Below are 20,054 nucleotides of genomic sequence, written 5' to 3' on the forward strand. Positions count from 1 at the left end.
CTCATTCTCACTGCGCCTTTGTGTTTTACAATGGTATAGTGGGACATCTTTATAAATATTTAATTAAGCAGTTAATATGTATCGACTATTTGAACGGATGACTAAACCGTTCCCAGAGCGTTCTCCATCTCAGCCTCCTAAAACCCTATTTGCATTTTGTCGTCACTACACCAAAGGCATGGAATTGTCGTTAGTGCTTATGTCGCTCAGTGCCGCATTACTCGCTATTTTAGAGGTGTCTTTATTTAGTTATATGGGCCAACTGGTTGACTGGCTTGGCGAATACACACCTGAAGAGCTGTTTTCGCAGCAACAATCCGCGTTAATAAAAATGGGGTTAATGCTTTTAGTCGTCATGCCTGTAGTGGTGTTTTTTAGATCAGCTATTTTACATCAATCGCTATTGGGCAATTACCCTATGTCGATTCGTTGGTTGGCACACCGTTATTTACTGCGCCAAAGTGTCAGCTTTTATCAAAACGAATTTGCTGGGCGTATCGCTACAAAAGTATTACAAACCTCATTAGCCGTTCGTGAGTCAGTCACTAAATTGCTTGATGTACTGATGTACATTGCTGTTTATTTTGGCTCAATGGTGTTTTTAGTGGCCGCCTCAGACTGGCGTTTAATGTTGCCATTATTAGTGTGGCTAGCATTGTATATTTGCGTGCAAATTTACTTTGTACCCCGATTAAAAAGTATTGCCAGTTCACAAGCTGATGCACGCTCAGAAATGACCGGCCGTATCGTCGACAGCTACACAAATATTTCAACCATTAAGCTGTTTTCTTACACCCAACGCGAAGAACAATACGCCAAACAAAGTATGGATGTATTTTTACAGCCTGTTTATAAACAAATGCGCTTGGTCACCAGCTTAAACGTGGTCATTCAAAGCTTAAACTATTTGTTAGTGTTTTCGGTAGCAGCAGTGTCTTTGTATTTATGGTCGTTAAGCGCCATTAGTGCAGGAGCGATTGCCGTGGCATTGAGTTTATCGTTAAGGCTTAATGGTATGGCCCAATGGATCATGTGGGAAATTAGCAGCTTGTTTGAAAACATTGGTACCGTAGCCGATGGCATGCGCACTCTTTCTAATCCTATTGCGGTTGCTGACAAACCAGAAGCCGAAACGTTAAAGGTCACCCAAGGGGCAATCGACTTTAATAATGTACATTTTAACTACGGTAAAGCCGCGAATGAAAATAACCGTGGCCCCGTAATAAACGGATTAAACTTAAACATTAAACCCGGTGAAAAAATCGGCTTAGTGGGTCGTTCTGGCGCGGGTAAATCCACATTAGTTAACTTGTTGCTGCGCTTTTACGACACCGACAAAGGCAGCATTAGTATTGATGGCCAAAATATCACGGATGTAAGCCAAGAAAGCCTTCGCCGCTATATTGCTATGGTTACCCAAGATACATCCCTACTGCATCGTTCAGTAAAAGATAACATTTTATACGGCAGACCCGATGCCACAGAAGCCGAAATGCTCGATGCAACTAAGCAAGCCAAAGCCCTTGATTTTATAACCGATTTAGAAGACAGCAAAGGCAACAAAGGTTTTGATGCGCAAGTAGGCGAACGAGGGGTCACTCTGTCAGGCGGTCAACGCCAACGTATTGCCATTGCACGCGTACTACTTAAAAACGCACCAATCCTCATACTTGATGAAGCCACCAGCGCATTAGACTCAGAAGTCGAAGCGGCTATTCAAGCAAGCTTAGATGATTTAATGACAGGCAAAACGGTAATCGCCATTGCCCATCGATTATCAACCATTGCACAAATGGACAGACTCATCGTGCTTGATGAAGGCGGCGTTGTAGAGCAAGGCAGTCACGATGAATTAATTGCCCAAGGCGGCATTTATGCTGCTCTTTGGGCACATCAAACCGGCGGCTTTATTGGCGTTGAGTAATTAAACTAATTGAGGGCGGGCCATTATTATAGCCTGCTCTTGTTTACTAAAATTAAACTTATTATTTGATTTTAAAGCTATTTATAGTTATTTAGTCGAATTTTATAGTCTACCTCTTGCCCCACTGTTTTTAAAATGTCACATTCGCGGCTGACTTTTTATCATTCATCAAGCAATTCACCATGTCATTTTTAAGCAAACATAAATACACCCTCTATGGGGTGTTCGCTATTTTACTTTGGAGCAGTTTAACTGCCTTTATTCGTGATTTATCAGAACTATTTAGCCCTATTGACGGTGCTGCTTTAATGTACAGCGTCAGTGCGATTTTTTTAATGCTTGTCATGGGTGTACCAAAGCTAAACAATTATCCAAAGCGCTATTTAGTCTTTGGTGGCAGCTTATTTGTGATTTACGAAATGTGTTTGGCTTTATCGCTTGGCTTTGCAAATAGTCGCCAGCAAGCGTTAGAAATGGCGGTTATTAACTACCTTTGGCCAGCGTTAACCATTTTATTTTCGATTATTGTTAACCGCACTAAAGTAAGCGTATTAGTCTACCCCAGCATACTGATTGCGTTTTTAGGCGTTGCATGGTGCATTGCAGGTAATAGTGGTTTATCTGTGGAAGTATTAACCGCTAATATTAGTGACAATCCAGTACCCTACTCCATGGCGTTTGCAGCAGCGTTTATTTGGGCTGTGTATTGCAGTGTAACGGTTAAACTTAGCGAGGGTAAAAATGCCATTAGTGTATTTTTTGCAGCCACGGCAATTTCTTTATGGATAAGTTACGGACTGAGTAATGAACCCAGCTTTGAGTTTAACGTATATTCTAGTTTTACTTTATTGCTGGCAGGGGTGGTTATTGGTGGAGGTTACGCACTATGGAACCAAGCAATAATTGGCGGTGACCTAGTGTTTTTAGGCACCTTGTCTTACTTTATTCCTGTATTGTCTACGCTATTTGCCTCTATTTACTTATCACTATCGCTCACCAACGCATTTTGGCAAGGCGTAGTATTAGTTACATTAGGCTCATTAATGTGTTTTATGGTAACCCGAAAAACAAAGCCAGCCCAATAAAATAAGTAAGCGAAAAGCTAGGGACTGTCTGCTTTTCGCTTTAATCATTTAATTAGCTTGCTAATCGCAGTCCTAACAGCACTAACATCACAATGTTTGCAATCACACCAATCAAAAAGAAGTAACTACGCGGGCTGGGGTTTTTCTCGGTGGCAATGGCGTAATACAGTGCCATATGAATTAAACGTGCAGTAACATAAATCCAAATACAGATTGCAAAAACCGAACTGTGGTAATTAATCACAAAGGCAAATAAAACCGTTCCTATAAATAACGCACTGTTTTCTAATGTGTTATGAAAGGTGCGATGCGCTCTAAATATAAAACTCTCATGAGATAGGTCTTTATCAATTTTTCCTGGTACAGCCCCAGGCTGTTTGGCTTTACTAAACGTTGCCACTGCCCACTGAACTAACATCATAATTAAATATAAATAAGATGCTATAAACGCTGAATGTGCTATATCGGTCATTGTTTAATCCTTTGTGTTGTTATTAGAATAGTAGTTACAGCAACTATCAAGCCAAAGATAAGCCACTGATGTATATAGTAATTACTTTTTAGTAAAATAATTTTTTGTAATAGATTCATTCTTTATATAAAACTTACTCTATCACAGCGTCTTGGTATTTTTTTAGAGTCTGAGCGCAACTTAAAACCAGTACTAATTACGTATTTTATAATTTTTATTTGAGTATTTATTCTAAGTGTTGTTTTATAGTGTTACTGATAACGGAACGGTAAAATGAATATGATGAATAAAATAACCAAATGCTTGGTAACCTTAGCGCTATTGAACTGTGTATCAGCGCCCGCTTTTTCAGCTCAATATGAAATCGAAAAAGGTGAAAACTTGGCTAAGTTGGCGCAATACAAAGACGTAGCCACCATTAAACGCAATTTCGCAAAACAAATAGCGCTTAATTACAGTGTATTAAACGCTGATCTTAAACAAACGCTAAGCCAATATAAACTGGTTTTGAATGCGGATCAGCTACCGTCTTTAGGTATGCACACACAACAAAATACTCGTTTAGCAAACAACGCGTTACAACAACTGAAAGGTTTACCACAAAACACCGGTAGTTTGTTACAAGTGCGTTTGGCAAGCGATAAAATGCTTAGCGCTTGGCAGCAAGGCGAACGCCCTTTATTTGCATTTGCACCCGCTGGTGACGATACGCAATGGAGCGAGATTGAAGCGTTCGATCAGTATGGTGACATTCATTATCTTAGTGTTGACCAAATGCCGACCCAACCTGTCTTTATTGTCGAATTAGATCAACAAAAAGTACAAGATGCGGGTATTGCAGTAATGAGAGGAATTTTATCTACTAACAAATTCAGTAAAACCACGGTTAGTCCAAAAAACCAGTTAAGCAATGAACAACCTCTGCAAACCAGTGTATTGAAAAAAATACGCTTAGAAGATGATAAAGAACCTTGGATCTCAGGTGGTGCTGAAATTTATGCCATTGTAACGGGTATCGACCCGACCCGAGATGAACCAATATTAGATATCGTTGATTTACCGTATTTAGATCATGACAAAACTGATTACAGCCCTAATCAAGTGCTCATTCATTGGCAGCGTTATCGTTGGCAGGCGGTTGATTTACTTTTAATGGAACAAGATGACAACACCAACTATAAAACTCTAGCAATAAAATTATTAGAAATATCAGAGCAAGTAATGGCGAGCATTCCTGATTTACAAGCGCAGGGTTATGCCATTATCCCTAAGCTGACCAATGAACTACTTAAAGCAATGCCGGATGAGTGGTTTACTAATAATGACGATTATGTTGATGTTTTTTACACGCTGTTTGAAAACAAAGACTATCAAGAATATAAAGGAGCAAGCAGTAATGCGACCATTACGCTATCTCCTTTAGAAATTAACCCAAGACTAAACTAAGTCATCCCCATTCGCTTAATTATTATTGCGGATGGTATCACTCCCCCATACTTCAATAGCCACCCATTAGCGCTTTAACGTTAACGGGTGGCTTTATCACAGCCACTTTTTTGAAATTACACGTTATATTTTATTACCCTAACCTTGCGCCACTGATTTACGAAAGCGCATTAATGCAACAGTAAAAAACACACTGCCAATAATAGTTAATGCTAAAAAGTAAGGCCAAACTACATCCCACCCAGCCCCTCGGTATAAAATAGCTTGAGCAAATTTTACAAAATGCGTTGTTGGCGCCAATAACATAATATTTTGCACTACCTCAGGCATACTTTCACGCGGCGTAACACCCCCAGAGAGCATTTGTAATGGTAATAAAATTAAGATCATCAATAACCCAAGTTGCGGCATGGTGCGCGCCTGCGTTCCTAACAATATACCCAGCGATGTGGTCGCAAATAAATGAATAGCAACGCCAAATAAAAATAAGCCTGGCGAGCCATGAATAGGCACTTGTAACAAACCTTCGATCACAATAAATAATGAAAACGTAGTCAGTAATAAAATCACTAACCCATTGGCCCAAATTTTCGCCATCACTATTTCAAAGGGGCTTAATGGCATCACTAATAAATGCTCTAATGTGCCGTGTTCGCGTTCACGGATCACCGCGGCGCCAGTTAAAATAATCGAAATCATTGTGATCACGTTCATTAATTCCATCACGCTACCAAACCATACACTTGTCATGTTTGGATTAAACATAATATGCGCCGATTGCTTTATTGGCAGTGAATAAACGGTTCGATAACCTTGCACAAACTCATTTACTTCTCCGTTAATAATGGTTTGAATATAGTTATCACCAATAAATGCTTGCGACATACGCGTAGCATCTATATTTACTTGAATTGTAGGTTGCTTAGCTGCAAGTACATCACGCTCAAAATAAGGCGGGATATTAAGCACAAAAGTATAACGGCCATTATCCATAGCTGAGTCAACATCGCTTAATGAAATACTGTCTGGTGTTTTAAAGTAAGGCTCATAAAAGGCATTAATAATACGCTTGGATAATTGCGATTGGTCGTGATCAACAACTCCAATCGGCGCATTATTTAACTCTATCGACGTGGCTGAAGCCACCACATAAATCAGCCCAGTAAAAGCAAAAAAAACGAATAGCAGCAAAACCTTATCACGCCATAAACTACGCAACTCTTTAATACCTAAATTAATAATGTTTCCGCGACGTTGCATGGCTATTTGTCCTGCTTTGGAAGTAAAAATACACTGGCCAAAGTCAGCACGGGTATAAAAGCGAATAAAGGCAGTAGCTGGGCTGATAAATCAGAAAAATTAAGCGCTTTATTAAAGACCCCTCGACATGCCTCTAAAAAGTAGGTGGTCGGAAACAGTTTGCCTATAATCGCGCCAAACCCTTCTAAGGAAGAAACAGGGTCAATTAGCCCACAAAAGTTAACGGCAATCATCAACACAACCACCGTAGTGGCTGCCAGTGCTGAAATTTGTGTTTTTGTAAAAGCCGAAATTAACAGCCCCACCCCCGTAGTCGCTGTAACGTATAATAATGCAGCCAAACTAAGCGCCCAAAAGCTGCCTTTTAGCGCCACACCAAACACGGTAATAGCAAGTGCGACTAAGCCAAAAAAGCTGATCATACTCACTAAAATATAAGGCAGCTGTTTGCCAATAATAAATTCCAACCGATTAACCGGTGTTACATATAAGTTTATGATTGAACCCAACTCTTTTTCGCGCACTACGCCAAGCGCCATCAATATTGCAGGAATAAATACCAATAGTAGTGGAATAACCGCCGGCACCATGGCCTCAATGCTTTTAAAATCTTGGTTATAACGATATCGAGATTCAATATTAGCTGGCACTAAGTTTGGTACTTGTGCATAAGTGCGCAAAGATAATTTGGTTAAATAGCTGTAATACACGCCGCTCATATAACCATTAATCGTTTCTGCCCTAAACGGCATAGAACCATCAATCCACACTACAATTTCAGGTTTACGGCCGCGTTTAAATTGCTGAGCAAAGTTAGGTGGAATTTCAACGGCCACGCTTAACTCACCACTGCGCATTCGTTTATCAAGTTCTTGCGGGCTTCTAATATCTGCTCTTTGAATAAAGTAACGCGAACCTGCCATATTTTGAATGTAGTTGCGGCTCTCGGGTGATTGGTCTTGATCTAGTACCGCAAAGCTTAAATCTTCAACATCAAATGTAATGCCATAACCTAAAATAAACAGCAAAATTATCGAGCCCAGCAAAGCAAACGTTAGGCGAATAGGATCGCGCCATAACTCTAGCGTTTCGCGATGCGCATAACCAAATAACCGCAATAAACTGAATGCGGGGTTAGTGTTATTTTTACGAGTAGCGGGCGCTTTAGCCAATACTTTGGGTTTATCCGTTATCGATGCTTGTAACGCCGAGCTTGCTCCGGCTGCATTTACTGCTTCTTCTAAATAAGCAATAAAAGCAGCTTCTAGTGTGTCGGTATTACGCGCTTGGCACAGTGCAGCTGGCGTATCGCTGGCAAGTATTTTACCTGCATGCATTAACGAAATTCTATCGCAACGTGCCGCTTCATCCATAAAGTGAGTCGAAATAAAAATAGTCACGCCTTGTTCGCGCGAAAGCTCAATGAGTAGCTGCCAAAAGTCATCCCTTGCAACGGGGTCTACCCCCGATGTGGGCTCATCAAGTATGAGCATTTCAGGGCTATGTACTACCGCAACAGCAAGCGATAAACGCTGGCGAATACCTAGGGGCAAATCGGTAGGAAAATCGTCACTGTATTTTTTAAGGTTAAACCGAGTAATTAAATCTTTAACGCGCGGCTCTATTTTCTCTGCAGGTAAGTGAAATAAACGCGCATGCAATACCAAGTTTTGCTTCACTGTAAGCTCGTTATAAAGCGAAAACGCTTGTGACATAAAACCAACGCATTTGCGGCTTTCTATGTTATTGGCATCGACCTTTTCACCAAACAATTTTGCTTCGCCACTGGTTGCCGGTTGTAACCCCGTAAGCATTTTCATTGTGGTAGTTTTTCCACAGCCATTTGAGCCTAAAAAGCCAAAAATTTCACCTTGTTCAATACTCAAGCTCACCTTGTTAACGGCGGTAAAATCGCCAAATGTTTTACATAATTCATTTGCTTCTATAGCGAACTGAGTTGTGTTTAAGTCTTGTTTACGAGGTGGCACAACTAACCGTTGATGATCATGGCGCTTTTCTTCAGGAAGTAATGCTATAAAGGCTTCATCAAGCGATTCTTTATTAGTTTGCGCTTTCAGGTTTTGTGGACTGCCCGTACCGATTACTTTTCCATCGTCCATAGCGACTAGCCAATCAAAATCATCGGCTTCTTCCATGTAGGCGGTCGCAACCAGTACGCTCATTTGTGTATTTTCAGCGCGAATACTGTTTATTAATTGCCAAAATTGACGACGCGATAGCGGATCAACCCCGGTAGTTGGCTCATCTAAAATTAATAATTGAGGGTCATGGATCAGTGCGCAGCACAAACCGAGTTTTTGTTTCATCCCGCCAGAGAGCTTTTCTGCGGGGCGATCGGCAAATGCCTCTAAGCCTGTACTTTTTAAAAGGTTATTAATTCGTTGTTTTCGCTCGGCTTTATTTTGAGAAAATAGACGACCAAAAAAATCTATATTTTCAAACACAGAAAGTGTTGGATACACATTTTTGCCAAGCCCTTGAGGCATGTAAGCAATGCGTGGCGACACCGTATTACGAAAACCACTGCTGCGCATATTGCCGTTTAATACCTCAACCTCCCCCTCTTGAATCGCCCTTGCCCCCGCTATAAGTGCCAGCAAGCTTGATTTTCCTACGCCATCAGGGCCTATAAACCCGACCATTTTCCCGGCAGGTAATGAAATACTAATGTTGTCCAGCACGCGATTATTAGCATAGCGATGGCTCACCTTAGTAAGCGTAACCACACTTTCAAGAGGTGGCTGTTGCGCGTTTTTATCGGTGTTATTATTAGCGTTATCCATTATTCAGGTACTCGTACCTGTAACGACGTAGGCCAATTTTTTTCAGGTGCTAACAACACATAAGCAAGCCCTGGCACCCCTGTTTTTACTTGTTTGATATGATCTTTTAATAACTGCGAGTCGAGCTTTACCTTAACTCTAAACATCAGTTTATCGCGCTCGTTTCGGGTTTCTACCGATTTAGGGGTAAATTGCGCCTGTGCAGATACAAACGTCACTTTAGCCGGCAATGTATACTCGGCAACAGCATCAATAACAATGCGCGCTTGTGAGCCTATTGTTACCTTGCCCGCTTGCGCTGTTGGTAAATATATACTCATATAAACATCGGTTAAATCCAATAACGATAAAACCTTACCACCACTACCAAGCACTTCGCCAGGCTCAGCTAATCGATACAATATGCGTCCATTGATTGGTGCTGTTAACGTGCTGTCGGCTATGTTGCTTTGTAATCGCTCAATACGTGCCTGCGCTGCTTCTATTTCAGCATCCGACTGCACAACTTTTACGTTTGCCGCGGTTAAAGCAGCTTGGGCAATAGCAGAGGTGGTTCGTTGTTGATCTACCACTTCTTTTGAAATATGGCCTTTTTCTAATAATTTTGCAGAGCGGCGCAATTCAGTTTGTGCAAAATTAAGCTCACTTTTATGCTGCTCTACAATCGCTAATGCGTATTTACGAGACTCACTGGCAACACGAAGCCCCGCCTGAGCTTCACGTAACTGTGCGTTTAAATCATCAGTATCAATAACCGCTAACGTTTGACCCGCTTTGACCATATCGCCTTCTTGCACCATAACGTCAACTAAGCGGCCCGGTAATTTTGTAGCAATATCGTACTCAGTCGCTTCAATTCGCCCATTCCCATAGGCAACACTGTCAGGGAGTTGTTCAGCAAATGATGTAGGCTGCAAGGTTTGCCAAGCATACCAGCCAGCCCCCCCCACAATGACCAATACAGCGAGCTTACTCAAAGATTTGAACGTTGATTTAATTGTCATGTGCTAAAACTCCATGTATGTATAAAGTAATGTAAGTGAGGGTAGTTAAGGTAAAAATTTTTAGGATACAGCACGCTATTTGTTATATGAAAGCAACCCTGCTTTGTAAGTACAACAAGGGTAGTTGTAATAAGCGATTTAAACGAACTTAAAAATCCAGCTTCACTAATCTACCACCCTCACCGTTAATAAAGATGATGTGGATCAATATAAATTAGAGTTAATGCACTAATTATTAGTGATTTTTTAAAACAGCAGGATAAAAGAAAGAGAAAACATCAAGGCACCTACTGAGCGCCTTAATATTAATTATGTCAGCGGCAGATTAGCTTACTATTTACAGTAACAAAACCCGCTACGACCTTAATGCTAAGCTAATCAATACCACGCCATGATCTGTGCTTAAATCATCACGCTCAAATTCAGGGTTAATTAAATGACGATCGTAAGTATGGTAATGGCTCACCTCAAAAAAGCTGTCGTCGTAACTTGAGTCAAACTCGCAAGACAACAAAATGTAGTCAAGCACTGAGCTGCTCGCGCCAAAATAATGGGTAGGCTTTCGCTTTAAATCCACTGTATTTTCATTATTTTGATTAGCCAAATTTAATTGCGACCTTGCAAATAACTGCCATGCGTCGTTAAGGCAATATTTTGCAAGGTAAGTGTTACTGTCAAACGTGGGGGCAAAGCGCAGTGTATTTGTTAGTAAATGGCTTAAAACGCCATCAGCTAAGTCGTTGTTAAAATCGCCCATTAAAACCATTGGATTTTGTGTAGATTCGCGGCGCGCAATGATGTCTATCATCAGCAATGTAGCCTCACTGCCGCGCTGAATAGTTGAGCCCCAACTCCCTGCTATATCGGCTTTTAATAGCTCGATAATATTTTTTTCGGGTGTGAGGTCTTTGTTTTGCTCATCAAGCTCTATCATTGAGCGCTTAGACTTAAAATGCACCACATAACAATCCGTGTTGCCGATATGCGGTAAGGTTATTGTAGCTCTAAGCACCTTTCGGCTAAATGTAAAATCCTCAGTTAAACCAAGGGTTTCAGCAAGCTCATGGTCATGCTCAACAGTTGCCACTTCAGCAATTGGGTATTTTGCGGCTATTGCCACAACAGGGCGTTTGTAAATAAAGTCGTCGATTACCTGGGGCTCATCTACCACGCCAAAGTACGTATAGCCTTGATCTTTAACTAATTCTTTAAGCGACTCAATACTAAATACTTCCTGAAAACCAATCACATCAGGCTGATGTTCGGTTAAGTAATTTACAAGCCAACGCTGCTTTCTAGCCCACTGCTCTGCGGTGTATATGCGTTCAAATTCATAATAGGCATTAGGCGGCTCAAGGTAATTAAACAAGTTAAAAGTGGCAATTTTAAGAATCGTATCAGTAATAACCGAATCGTCTGCTTTGGTGTTTAAAGGTGTTTTAGTGTGTGATTCAAGGTTGCTGATAAGGCTGCCCTACTTAAAATATGAAAAACGATTATAGCGGGTTATGGCTATAGTAATCTAATCGGTGAAAATTTTTCAATATCAAATTCATAGTGTTAATTTACACTAACTTATCATTTTTTAAGGCACACGGTCATTATGGATTACTCAAACTTCGGCACTAAATTTACTCAACCTAATGGTATTACTCAGTTAATGGAAGATTTAGGCGATGCTAAAAACAGTAATAATCCAAATATTGTTATGCTCGGTGGTGGTAATCCGGCCCTAGTGCCTGAGGTTAATGATATTTTTATCAATGAGTTACAAAAGCTTGTTGCTAATAATACACTTTCCAACGTATTTGGACTTTACGATGGCCCAACGGGTAATGATGCATTTCGTGCAGCTCTGGCCAAGCAACTAAAAAGTGAATACTCATGGGATTTAACCGCAAATAATATAGCGCTTGGTAATGGCAGCCAAGCCAATTTTTTTGTGTTATTTAATCTGTTAGCTGGCAGTATGCCTGATGGAAGCCATAAAAAGGTTTTATTTCCGCTGGCACCTGAATATGTAGGCTATGCAGATCAAGGCTTAACTGACGATATGTTTGTAGCAATAAAGCCCGATATCGAAATTTTAAATACTGAAAGTGGCTCAAACCAATTTAAATATATCATTAATTTTAAAGCTGTTGAGCAAGTATTAGCAAGCGACAGCAGCATTAGCGCACTGTGTGTATCGCGCCCGACTAACCCAACAGGCAATGTCATTACTGATGAAGAAGTACAACATCTCGATTTATTGGCTAAGCAATATAATATCCCACTGATCATTGATAACGCCTACGGCGACCCATTCCCTGGGTGTATTTATACCGACGCAAACTTAACATGGAACTCAAACATTATTTTATGCATGTCACTTTCAAAGCTTGGCCTACCGGGTTTGCGAACCGGTATTGTAGTAGCTAACAATGACATAATTAAAGCCATTGGCCGTGTAAATGGCAGTATGGTTTTATCGCCAAACAGTTTTGGCCCAAGTTTAGTAACACGGCTAATTGATGAAGATGAACTCCTTCCGCTGTGTAAAAATTCAGTGCTGCCTTTTTATCGAGAAAAAGCACAAACAGCAATGAACTTGTTTGATGAAATATTTGCCCACCTTCCCGTTTACTTACACAAAGTAGAAGGCGCATTTTTTATGTGGCTGTGGTTTAAAGAGGCAAAAATAACCAGCGAACAACTTTGCCAAAAGCTCAAAGAGCAGGATGTTTATATTATTCCCGGGCATAATTTTTTTATTGGTATTGATGATGCTTGGGCACACAAACACCAGTGTATTCGCATCAATTATGCAACCGATGCCAGCACTTTGCGAAAAGGCTTAGAGGCCATTAAAGCAGTGATGGCATAAATGGGTTGATATTTAGGGCATTCAAACCCTTTGCTTGAATACAGTGCGTGCAAAGCGTTTATAGTGCCTATAGTTATTGGCATAAACCTGTGAACAATTTAAGGTTATTCAGTCATCCCCTAAGCCGTTAAATAAGCCCTAAACTGAGGTAAGCGGTTATTACTGTTATTTATTGATTGTATTAATTTTGTGCAAACGCGCCACACCCCCTTTAAATTTATATATAAGTTGGTATGCTACGCGACCTTTTTTAACATATGATTATCATCAAAAAAGGGTTTGCCAAGGGGCGGCTATCGCTGCAAGGCACTTAATATAAGTGGCAGCAATAATACAGGCATCGCGTTATAAAACGTTAGATGTAACTTTAAATAGCAATATACAAAAGTACTATTAAGGTCAATTATGCGATTAGGACCAGGACTACTCGTCACCGCTGCCTTCATTGGACCAGGGACTATTACGACTGCCAGCGTGGCAGGTGCAAACTTTGGTTTTGCACTAATATGGACACTACTGTTTTCAGTTATTGCCACCATATTATTACAATCTATGGCGGCGCGCCTTGGCGTAGCCACCGGGCAAGATTTAGCGCAAGCGCTAAGAGCTCACATTGAAACGCCCCTATTTAAATCTCTCGCTATATTTTTAGTGATCAGCGCCATTGGAGTAGGTAGTGCCGCCTACGAGGCTGGCAACCTTAGCGGTGCCAGCATGGGATTAATTGAAATATTTCCTCTTGTTAATGCCCAGCTTTGGACGCCACTCATTGCATTTTTAAGTGCGGTGTTACTTTACAGCGGTAAACACAAAGTCGTTGAAAACGCGCTTATTTTATTAGTGATTTTAATGAGCCTAGTGTTTATCTCTACGTTAGTTATGGCTGCTCCCTCGCTGAGTGATGTGTTAGCAGGCTTTATTCCTAGTATGCCTGAGGGTTCAATTACCACCGTATTGGCATTAGTGGGCACCACCATAGTGCCGTATAACTTATTTTTACACTCAGGTGTTTTAGCTGCAAGACACGACAGCAAAAGTGATAAGCAAAAAGTTATTAAGCAAACTAATGTAGATACGGGTGTGTCTATCACCTTAGGTGGCGTGATCACGCTGGCAATTTTATCAACCGCGTCAGTGGCATTTTATGGCACAGATGCAGGGCAAATTAGCGCTGCCAACATGGCGGTACAACTTGAGCCATTACTTGGCGATGCTGCCCATTACTTTTTTGCTATTGGCTTATTTGCAGCAGGTTTAACCAGCGCAATAACAGCTCCCCTTGCCGGTGCATATGCAGTATGTGGCATGTTAGGTTGGTCAAATAAAATGGATAACACCCGCTTTAAAAGTGTCGCCATTGTTATTTTATTATTTGGTGCCGCCGTGGCGTCTCTGGGTTTAGACCCTGTTGCCGTGATAATTTTTGCTCAAGCCGCAAATGGCTTATTACTGCCTATTGTCACCACTTACCTAGTGTGGCTGGTTAACCAAAAAACAGTAATGGGCAAATACACCAACTCAATGTTGGTAAACTTACTTACTTTACCGGTGTTAGTGCTTATTTTTGGCTTAAGTGGTTACAAGCTGTTTAGTTTAATTTTTTGATATCACTAGGTAATTTATACACACAAAAGCCGCTATATTAATAGCGGCTTTTTACATTGCAGACCAATACTGACTTAAAAGCCGTGATGCGCTGCCTTGTGCTTATTTTCCTTAATGAGTTTTGCAAATACATAACCCCCTACTGCACCTGCACACAATTGCGCATAAAAACCCCAACCTCTTGCACCTGCAATAATAGTAATATTCATAATTGACTCAATTGCAATTAACGCCGTTGCAAACGCCACCACACCAGCAATAACAAATAGTTGTGTACCTTGCTTGTTCATTTTTTTAGCAATAAACCAAGTAACCAAAAACGCGATAGCAAGTGCAACAGCAATAATAGCGCCATAGGTCGGTAGCAAGCCAAGCCAATCTTCAAGGATTAAGTTAACACGGTCATTAAAGCCCACTACAACACCTACATTAACTAATTGATTGACAACGTATTGACTATGAAACAAGCTAGCAAGAGTGAATGTAAGTAACCAAGAAACTAAAAATGACGGGAGTATACTTGTTAAAAACTGCATGGTTATCTCAACTTAAAATAAAACTTTTTCCTTACACTAGCAAAGGCTTGCAGGGTAAACAATCTCTATATTGTATTACGCTACTGTCACTTTTAGCGTTTTCTTGTCACGCCAGTGCCGAGTTACAAACACAGCAATACACAGCTAGTACTTTAGCAACAGGGCTCAATTCACCGTGGAGTATGGTTAAACTCCCAAACAATACCTGGTTAATCACCGAGCGTGATGGCCATATTGTTATCATTAAAAACAACCAACAAACCCGAGTTAAACTAGATTTCGAGGGCTTATACGTTGCAGGGCAAGGTGGTTTACTTGATGTAGTGCTTTCGCCTAATTACAGTGATTCAAAAGACGTTATTTTTACCTATGCCCAAGGCGAGCTTGATGCAAACAGGCTAGTAATAGCCAAAGCCACGTTTGATGGTGCGCAATTTTCAACGCCAAAAGTTATTTATAAAGTCGCCACCGATAAGGGCACACCGCAGCATTATTCTGGCCGCGCGCTTGTATTGCCAGATAGTACCTTATTATTTTCAAGTGGTGATGGTTTTGACTACCGCGAGCAAGCACAGGTTATTACCAGTCAACTTGGCAAAACATTACGCATAAATTTAAACGGCACAATACCAAACGATAACCCGTTTATTAGTCACAAAAACGCTAACGCGCATGCTATTTATTCACTCGGGCACCGTAACTTGCAAGGCTTGGTTTATGATTACGATACACAGCAAATTATTAGCCACGAACACGGCCCCGCTGGCGGTGACGAACTCAATTATTTAACAGCTGGCACCAATTACGGCTGGCCGGTAATCACTAACGGTGACGATTATTCACAAGCACGTATATCCCCCTTTAGAGACTACCCTGGAATGGCTAAACCAACCGTAGATTGGACGCCCTCAATTGCGCCATCAGGCATGGCGTATTATGGCGATAACCATGCAGCCTTCCCTTCACTGCAACGCCACGTGCTTATTACTACTCTGGTCGATAAAAAGCTCTACAGTATTAATTTAGCGAATGATGAATACACCCAGACTCATATTTTCCCAGAAGCCACAGGTAGGCTCAGAGATGTGTTTGTCACTGCTGAAGGTAATGTAGCGATATTAACGGATGGCAAAGAGGCAAAGCTGATGCTGGTAACGCCAAAGTGATATTCACTTAAATGAATGGTGATTGTCTCGTAGGATTTATTTTAATGTTTAACTTTTAAAATAAATCCTACGAGACTAAAAGTAGCAGCAAGCTAAATTTATACTTAAGGTCAGACCCTTTAGGGAAGCTTTACAAAAGATTTTTATGGTGTGTTTAAATTAACTTTCCTCTCGCAGGCTTTTTGAAAATCATCAGGAGAAATTACGATTTGCCGCGTTGTATTTTTAACCTTCTTTTTTATCTCTTCTTTATTAAAGACTAAGTAACAGCCACTGCCGTCACTTATCTCAATTGAAGATAAATATTTATCCATTATTTTTGATTCACTTGATGACTGTTCATATTGCCAAACATTTACTTCACCTGCTTTTAATGGCATGTCCATTACCTGAGTACCGTGCTCAGTTTTAAACACCACTTTAACCATTAACTCTTCAGCCGTAGAGTTTTTAACACTAGCCCAATAAATACTTGAACATGAGCTCAATACAAAAGTTATTAGTAATCCAAAAATTAATACCTTTAATCTTTCCATAGAACCTCAGAACTCCAAATTAATCTTTTTATATCAACTTCAATCGCTTCACTGCGTGTAATGCGTTGCTTCAGATTAGCGGTATTTTTTGTGTCATTGTAATACTTCATGAGATCAATCTTTCCTTGATTTGGATAACCTGGAGAAGACGCTTTAACATTTTGAAGGAGAACATTTGTACTACCTTTATGACCCCAAGATAAATTAATACCTCCTACATACATAAGTATAGAATGGCCAAACTCATGCGCTGAAACCAACTTAAACTCATCATCAATCAATTTTGATGGTATACCAGCTGTTACAGATCCTCTTTGATAAATAAAACTCGCATCAATACCTAATATAGCTGGGTTCATTGAACGACCATAACTTTCACTTTCCTCTATCTCTAGGTCTACAGGAATGGCATCAGAACTACTTTTATGTAAAGGATTAACTATTACATTAAAACGCACACCCGCCACTGTAATTGTATTTGACCAATATTGTTTAATACCAGCTATAGCCAACGTTTTTAATTTAAGATAATCGCCTTGTTGCAAACTGTTTTGTTTAAAATTAAGATAAACATCAATATTGATGGTTCTTAAACGACTATTAATGGTCGTTTTAGCCCAAGTTGCTTTATGAGCCCCGTTATGAACTTTTAGCTTGGTAACTCGGCCATTTCGAGAGGGCCCTACCCGTACCATACGATAATTAACAGTGGGTTTATCAATTGCTTTATGAAGATGCTCTTCAAAAATATCGAGCGTAAGAGAGTGTTTTTGCGGGTTCGCAGCTGTTGAATCCATTTTATATTCCATTATCATTAGTAATAATTGCTAAAATGCTTTTGTTTAACAATTCTATTAGTTCCTCTAACTAGTCCAATATACTTTTCAAAGATTTTAGTGTCAAGAGTACCTATCTCAACATCCAACTTTTAAAACCTAATGCGTCACCTTTAGCCGATGAAATTCAATAAAGCATTTGATTACTTGATTTGCCTGTTCTAATTGGGGGTAATGGCCTACCCCTTCCAGTTCAATAATATCTGAATTAGTGATTAGCTCGCGATAGCGTTTAACCATGTGGCGACCCGAAACGGGGTCGTCCATACCGCAAATTAAACGCATGGGTATTTCAGCGTGCTGTAAAGCGCCAACCCAACGAGCACGATGTAATTTACGCTCTGTGATGTAATAAATCAGTTTTGCCATTACAGGCTTACCCTGTTTGTATTCAATTAACTGCCACAATTCGTATAGCTCTTTTTCAGCAAGTGGTATAGAACATATATTGTCAAAATTACGCTTAAAACTTTTATAGTTCGCAAGTCGCGACACAAACCCGCCAAGTGGACTAAGTAGCAGCTTTTGCAGTAATACCGGTTTATGTGTTTCAGGGAATAGCCCGCCGTTGAGAAAGCAAACGCTTTGTATTTTTATGGCATATAGCTCATTTAAGTTGCTTCGAGCAAGTAGTTCCTGCGCTATCGTATCACCGTAATCGTGGCTTAAAATATGCGCTGCTTTTACATTAAACATCTTTAAAAAATATGTCAGTAAATCCGCTTGCATATTTATGCTGTAAGTAACATTTTGAGGTTTGTCACTAAAACCAAAACCCAGCATATCTAGGGTAAATACCTTAAAGTGTTGAGCCAGCGCAGCCCATTGATTATGCCAATCCCAACTTGCGGTTGGGTAACCATGGATCAGCAATAAACACGGCGCGCCCTCTTCCCCTTGCACATGATATGCAATGTCATGACCTTGAAATTCAAACGTCGATTGGCTCTTATGCCACGATGCTAATGAGTCAGTGATTATTGTAGTGTTACTAATGACATTCATGACAATTTCGCTGCTTTTATAGGGTTATAAACACATAAATTAATTAACTACCATAATTGAGTCTTCAAGTTGTATCACTTAAATAAGTAATGAAAAATATACATAAGTCGATTATTTGCGGGTAGCCATTTCCATGGCTATTATATTGAAGAAGGATGAGAGTAGTTAAATTTAGGAGAGCATGTGAAAATATTGTCCGTCGATGATAACCCTCAAAATAGAAATATCATGGAAATGGTCCTATCTAAGCAACATGACATTACCTCATCTGATGGCAGCGAGCCTATATTAGCTTTAATGGAGGAACATCAGCCTCAAGTAGTCCTAATGGATATTTTACTTAGTAATGATTTCACGGGTTACGACTTGGTTAAAGAAATAAAAGAATGTGGTGCGTATGACGACTGTGAAATTATATTTATTTCAGCCTTAACATCGAGTGAAGACAAACTAACAGCGTATGGCTATGGCGGTGATGATTATATTGCCAAGCCAGTAGATTTTAAGGAACTTAACGAAAAATTAAAGCGTGTAGAGCTGCGCATTACAGAGCGAAATAATCTAAAAGAAATGTTCGAAGTCGCTTCATCTACCGCTTTCACATCAATGCAACAAGCAAGCGAACTTGGAGAATTAGTCACATTTTTTACTGACAATCTTGAGGTAACGGATTTAGACACATTATTTGCTAACGTACAGCGCTATTTTACTAATGCAGGCGCCAGCTGCTGCGTAGAGTTTAGGGTAGCAAACCAATATCACCAATTCCCAAAACAAACTATTTCTGACTTGGAAAAAGAAATTCTAGAACTAGGCAGAAGAGCCAAGCGAATAGTTCCATTTAGCTCTAATTTATTATTTAACGCGCCTGCTTGTTCAATGCTTGTAAAAGGAATAAATACAAAGGATGAAGGCTTACTCGGTCGCCTTCGAGATAACTTCGCTATTTTGCTTACCATTATAGAAAGCCGGATAGAATTTATTGAACAACAATTAGAAAAAGCCAACATTCGCCAACAAGCTTTAAACACTCTAAAAAGTCAACTTGCTGATGATTTTAGTACCATAAAAAAGCTATGCTCAGAGCAAGATAAACAAATAAAAATACTCGTAAATGACTTATCTCAAGCTATACAATCAAAAATGATCACTCTAGGCTTAGATGAAGAGCAAGAGTCGGAGCTAGTAGGGTTAGTTGATGAAACGAAAGAAATTGTAGAAGAAACCTTAATCCTGTCTTTTACACTAGAAGATAAATTACAAGCCATAACAAAACGCTTAAAAGCTGTTGAATAATATAAGTACAATTTATATACCAAGCTCGACAGAACCATGACGTTAAAACTTCAACCTTACTTCGCTCTTTTACAATTAAGCTCAAGAGTCAGTGATTATTGTAGTATTACTAATGACATTCATGACAATTTCGCTGCTTTTAGAGGGTTATAAACACATAAATTAGTAACTAAATTAATTAAATCATCAACTTGTGTCACCTAAATTAGAACT

Annotated in this window: 16 protein-coding genes; 7 read left to right on the plus strand and 9 right to left on the minus strand. The window is 40.0% G+C overall.

Translation table 11 applies throughout. The features are described 5' to 3' along the window. Positions 1-76 precede the first annotated feature (76 nt). Positions 77-1,924, plus strand: a complete 1,848-nt coding sequence (locus BM380_RS02875; RefSeq protein WP_090492793.1) for an ABC transporter ATP-binding protein — start codon at positions 77-79, stop codon at positions 1,922-1,924. Positions 1,925-2,106: 182 nt separating this feature from the next. After that, positions 2,107-3,009 (plus strand): aromatic amino acid DMT transporter YddG, encoded by a 903-nt coding sequence (yddG, locus tag BM380_RS02880; RefSeq protein ID WP_090492795.1) that lies wholly within the window; start codon positions 2,107-2,109, stop codon positions 3,007-3,009. A gap of 52 nt (positions 3,010-3,061) precedes the next feature. Here yddG and BM380_RS02885 read toward each other — a convergent pair whose 3' ends face one another. Further along, positions 3,062-3,481: an MAPEG family protein gene (locus tag BM380_RS02885; protein WP_090492796.1), complete on the minus strand. Its 420-nt coding sequence runs from the start codon at positions 3,479-3,481 to the stop codon at positions 3,062-3,064. 279 nt (positions 3,482-3,760) lie between these two features. On the opposite strand from BM380_RS02885, the gene BM380_RS02890 reads away from it, so the two are divergent. Beyond that, positions 3,761-4,927, plus strand: a complete 1,167-nt coding sequence (locus tag BM380_RS02890; RefSeq protein ID WP_175527439.1) for a DUF3103 family protein — start codon at positions 3,761-3,763, stop codon at positions 4,925-4,927. Between the two features lie 138 nt (positions 4,928-5,065). On the opposite strand, the gene BM380_RS02895 is transcribed toward BM380_RS02890, so the two are convergent. The 4 genes from BM380_RS02895 to BM380_RS02910 all read right to left on the minus strand — a co-directional run bounded on the left by BM380_RS02895 (position 5,066) and on the right by BM380_RS02910 (position 11,364). Then, the gene (locus tag BM380_RS02895) at positions 5,066-6,187 is read right to left on the minus strand and encodes an ABC transporter permease (protein WP_090492805.1); all 1,122 of its coding nucleotides are present in this window, start codon (positions 6,185-6,187) and stop codon (positions 5,066-5,068) included. 2 nt (positions 6,188-6,189) lie between these two features. Continuing rightward, complete coding sequence (gene rbbA / locus BM380_RS02900) at positions 6,190-8,991, minus strand: ribosome-associated ATPase/putative transporter RbbA (RefSeq protein ID WP_090492806.1); 2,802 nt, start codon at positions 8,989-8,991, stop codon at positions 6,190-6,192. Beyond that, positions 8,991-9,995 carry an HlyD family secretion protein gene (locus BM380_RS02905; RefSeq protein ID WP_090492807.1) on the minus strand — a complete coding sequence of 335 codons (1,005 nt, stop codon included), beginning with the start codon at positions 9,993-9,995 and terminating at the stop codon, positions 8,991-8,993. Before BM380_RS02905 ends, rbbA begins: the two co-directional genes overlap by 1 nt. Positions 9,996-10,350: 355 nt before the next feature. Beyond that, entirely contained in the window at positions 10,351-11,364 is a 1,014-nt protein-coding gene (locus BM380_RS02910) for an endonuclease/exonuclease/phosphatase family protein (RefSeq protein ID WP_090492808.1), read from the minus strand. 234 nt (positions 11,365-11,598) lie between these two features. Between BM380_RS02910 and BM380_RS02915 the strand changes: the two genes are divergently transcribed. Both BM380_RS02915 and BM380_RS02920 read left to right on the plus strand, forming a co-directional pair. Beyond that, positions 11,599-12,861, plus strand: coding sequence for a valine--pyruvate transaminase (locus BM380_RS02915; RefSeq protein ID WP_090492809.1), 1,263 nt, complete (start codon positions 11,599-11,601; stop codon positions 12,859-12,861). 405 nt (positions 12,862-13,266) lie between these two features. Next, positions 13,267-14,466, plus strand: a complete 1,200-nt coding sequence (locus tag BM380_RS02920) for an Nramp family divalent metal transporter (protein ID WP_090492811.1) — start codon at positions 13,267-13,269, stop codon at positions 14,464-14,466. A 74-nt stretch (positions 14,467-14,540) separates the two neighbouring features. On the opposite strand, the gene BM380_RS02925 is transcribed toward BM380_RS02920, so the two are convergent. Further along, the gene (locus BM380_RS02925) at positions 14,541-15,002 is read right to left on the minus strand and encodes a hypothetical protein (RefSeq protein ID WP_090492813.1); all 462 of its coding nucleotides are present in this window, start codon (positions 15,000-15,002) and stop codon (positions 14,541-14,543) included. On the opposite strand from BM380_RS02925, the gene BM380_RS02930 reads away from it, so the two are divergent. Continuing rightward, the gene (locus BM380_RS02930; RefSeq protein ID WP_090492814.1) at positions 14,987-16,168 is read left to right on the plus strand and encodes a PQQ-dependent sugar dehydrogenase; all 1,182 of its coding nucleotides are present in this window, start codon (positions 14,987-14,989) and stop codon (positions 16,166-16,168) included. The genes BM380_RS02925 and BM380_RS02930 overlap by 16 nt on opposite strands. A gap of 143 nt (positions 16,169-16,311) precedes the next feature. On the opposite strand, the gene BM380_RS02935 is transcribed toward BM380_RS02930, so the two are convergent. The 3 genes from BM380_RS02935 to BM380_RS02945 all read right to left on the minus strand — a co-directional run bounded on the left by BM380_RS02935 (position 16,312) and on the right by BM380_RS02945 (position 18,545). After that, positions 16,312-16,704, minus strand: coding sequence for a hypothetical protein (locus BM380_RS02935; protein WP_016899893.1), 393 nt, complete (start codon positions 16,702-16,704; stop codon positions 16,312-16,314). Beyond that, entirely contained in the window at positions 16,692-17,501 is an 810-nt protein-coding gene (locus BM380_RS02940; protein ID WP_090492816.1) for a hypothetical protein, read from the minus strand. The genes BM380_RS02935 and BM380_RS02940 overlap by 13 nt, the downstream gene beginning before the upstream one ends. A gap of 138 nt (positions 17,502-17,639) precedes the next feature. Then, on the minus strand, positions 17,640-18,545 hold the full coding sequence (locus BM380_RS02945) for an alpha/beta fold hydrolase (protein ID WP_090492818.1): 906 nt from the start codon (positions 18,543-18,545) through the stop codon (positions 17,640-17,642). A 183-nt stretch (positions 18,546-18,728) separates the two neighbouring features. Between BM380_RS02945 and BM380_RS02950 the strand changes: the two genes are divergently transcribed. Beyond that, a complete protein-coding gene (locus BM380_RS02950) occupies positions 18,729-19,841 on the plus strand; it encodes a response regulator transcription factor (protein ID WP_252190555.1) in 1,113 nt (370 codons plus the stop codon). The last annotated feature ends 213 nt before the right edge of the window (positions 19,842-20,054 follow it).

The sequence above is a fragment of the Pseudoalteromonas sp. DSM 26666 genome, assembly GCF_900116475.1.
Classification (GTDB): Bacteria; Pseudomonadota; Gammaproteobacteria; order Enterobacterales; family Alteromonadaceae; genus Pseudoalteromonas; species Pseudoalteromonas tetraodonis.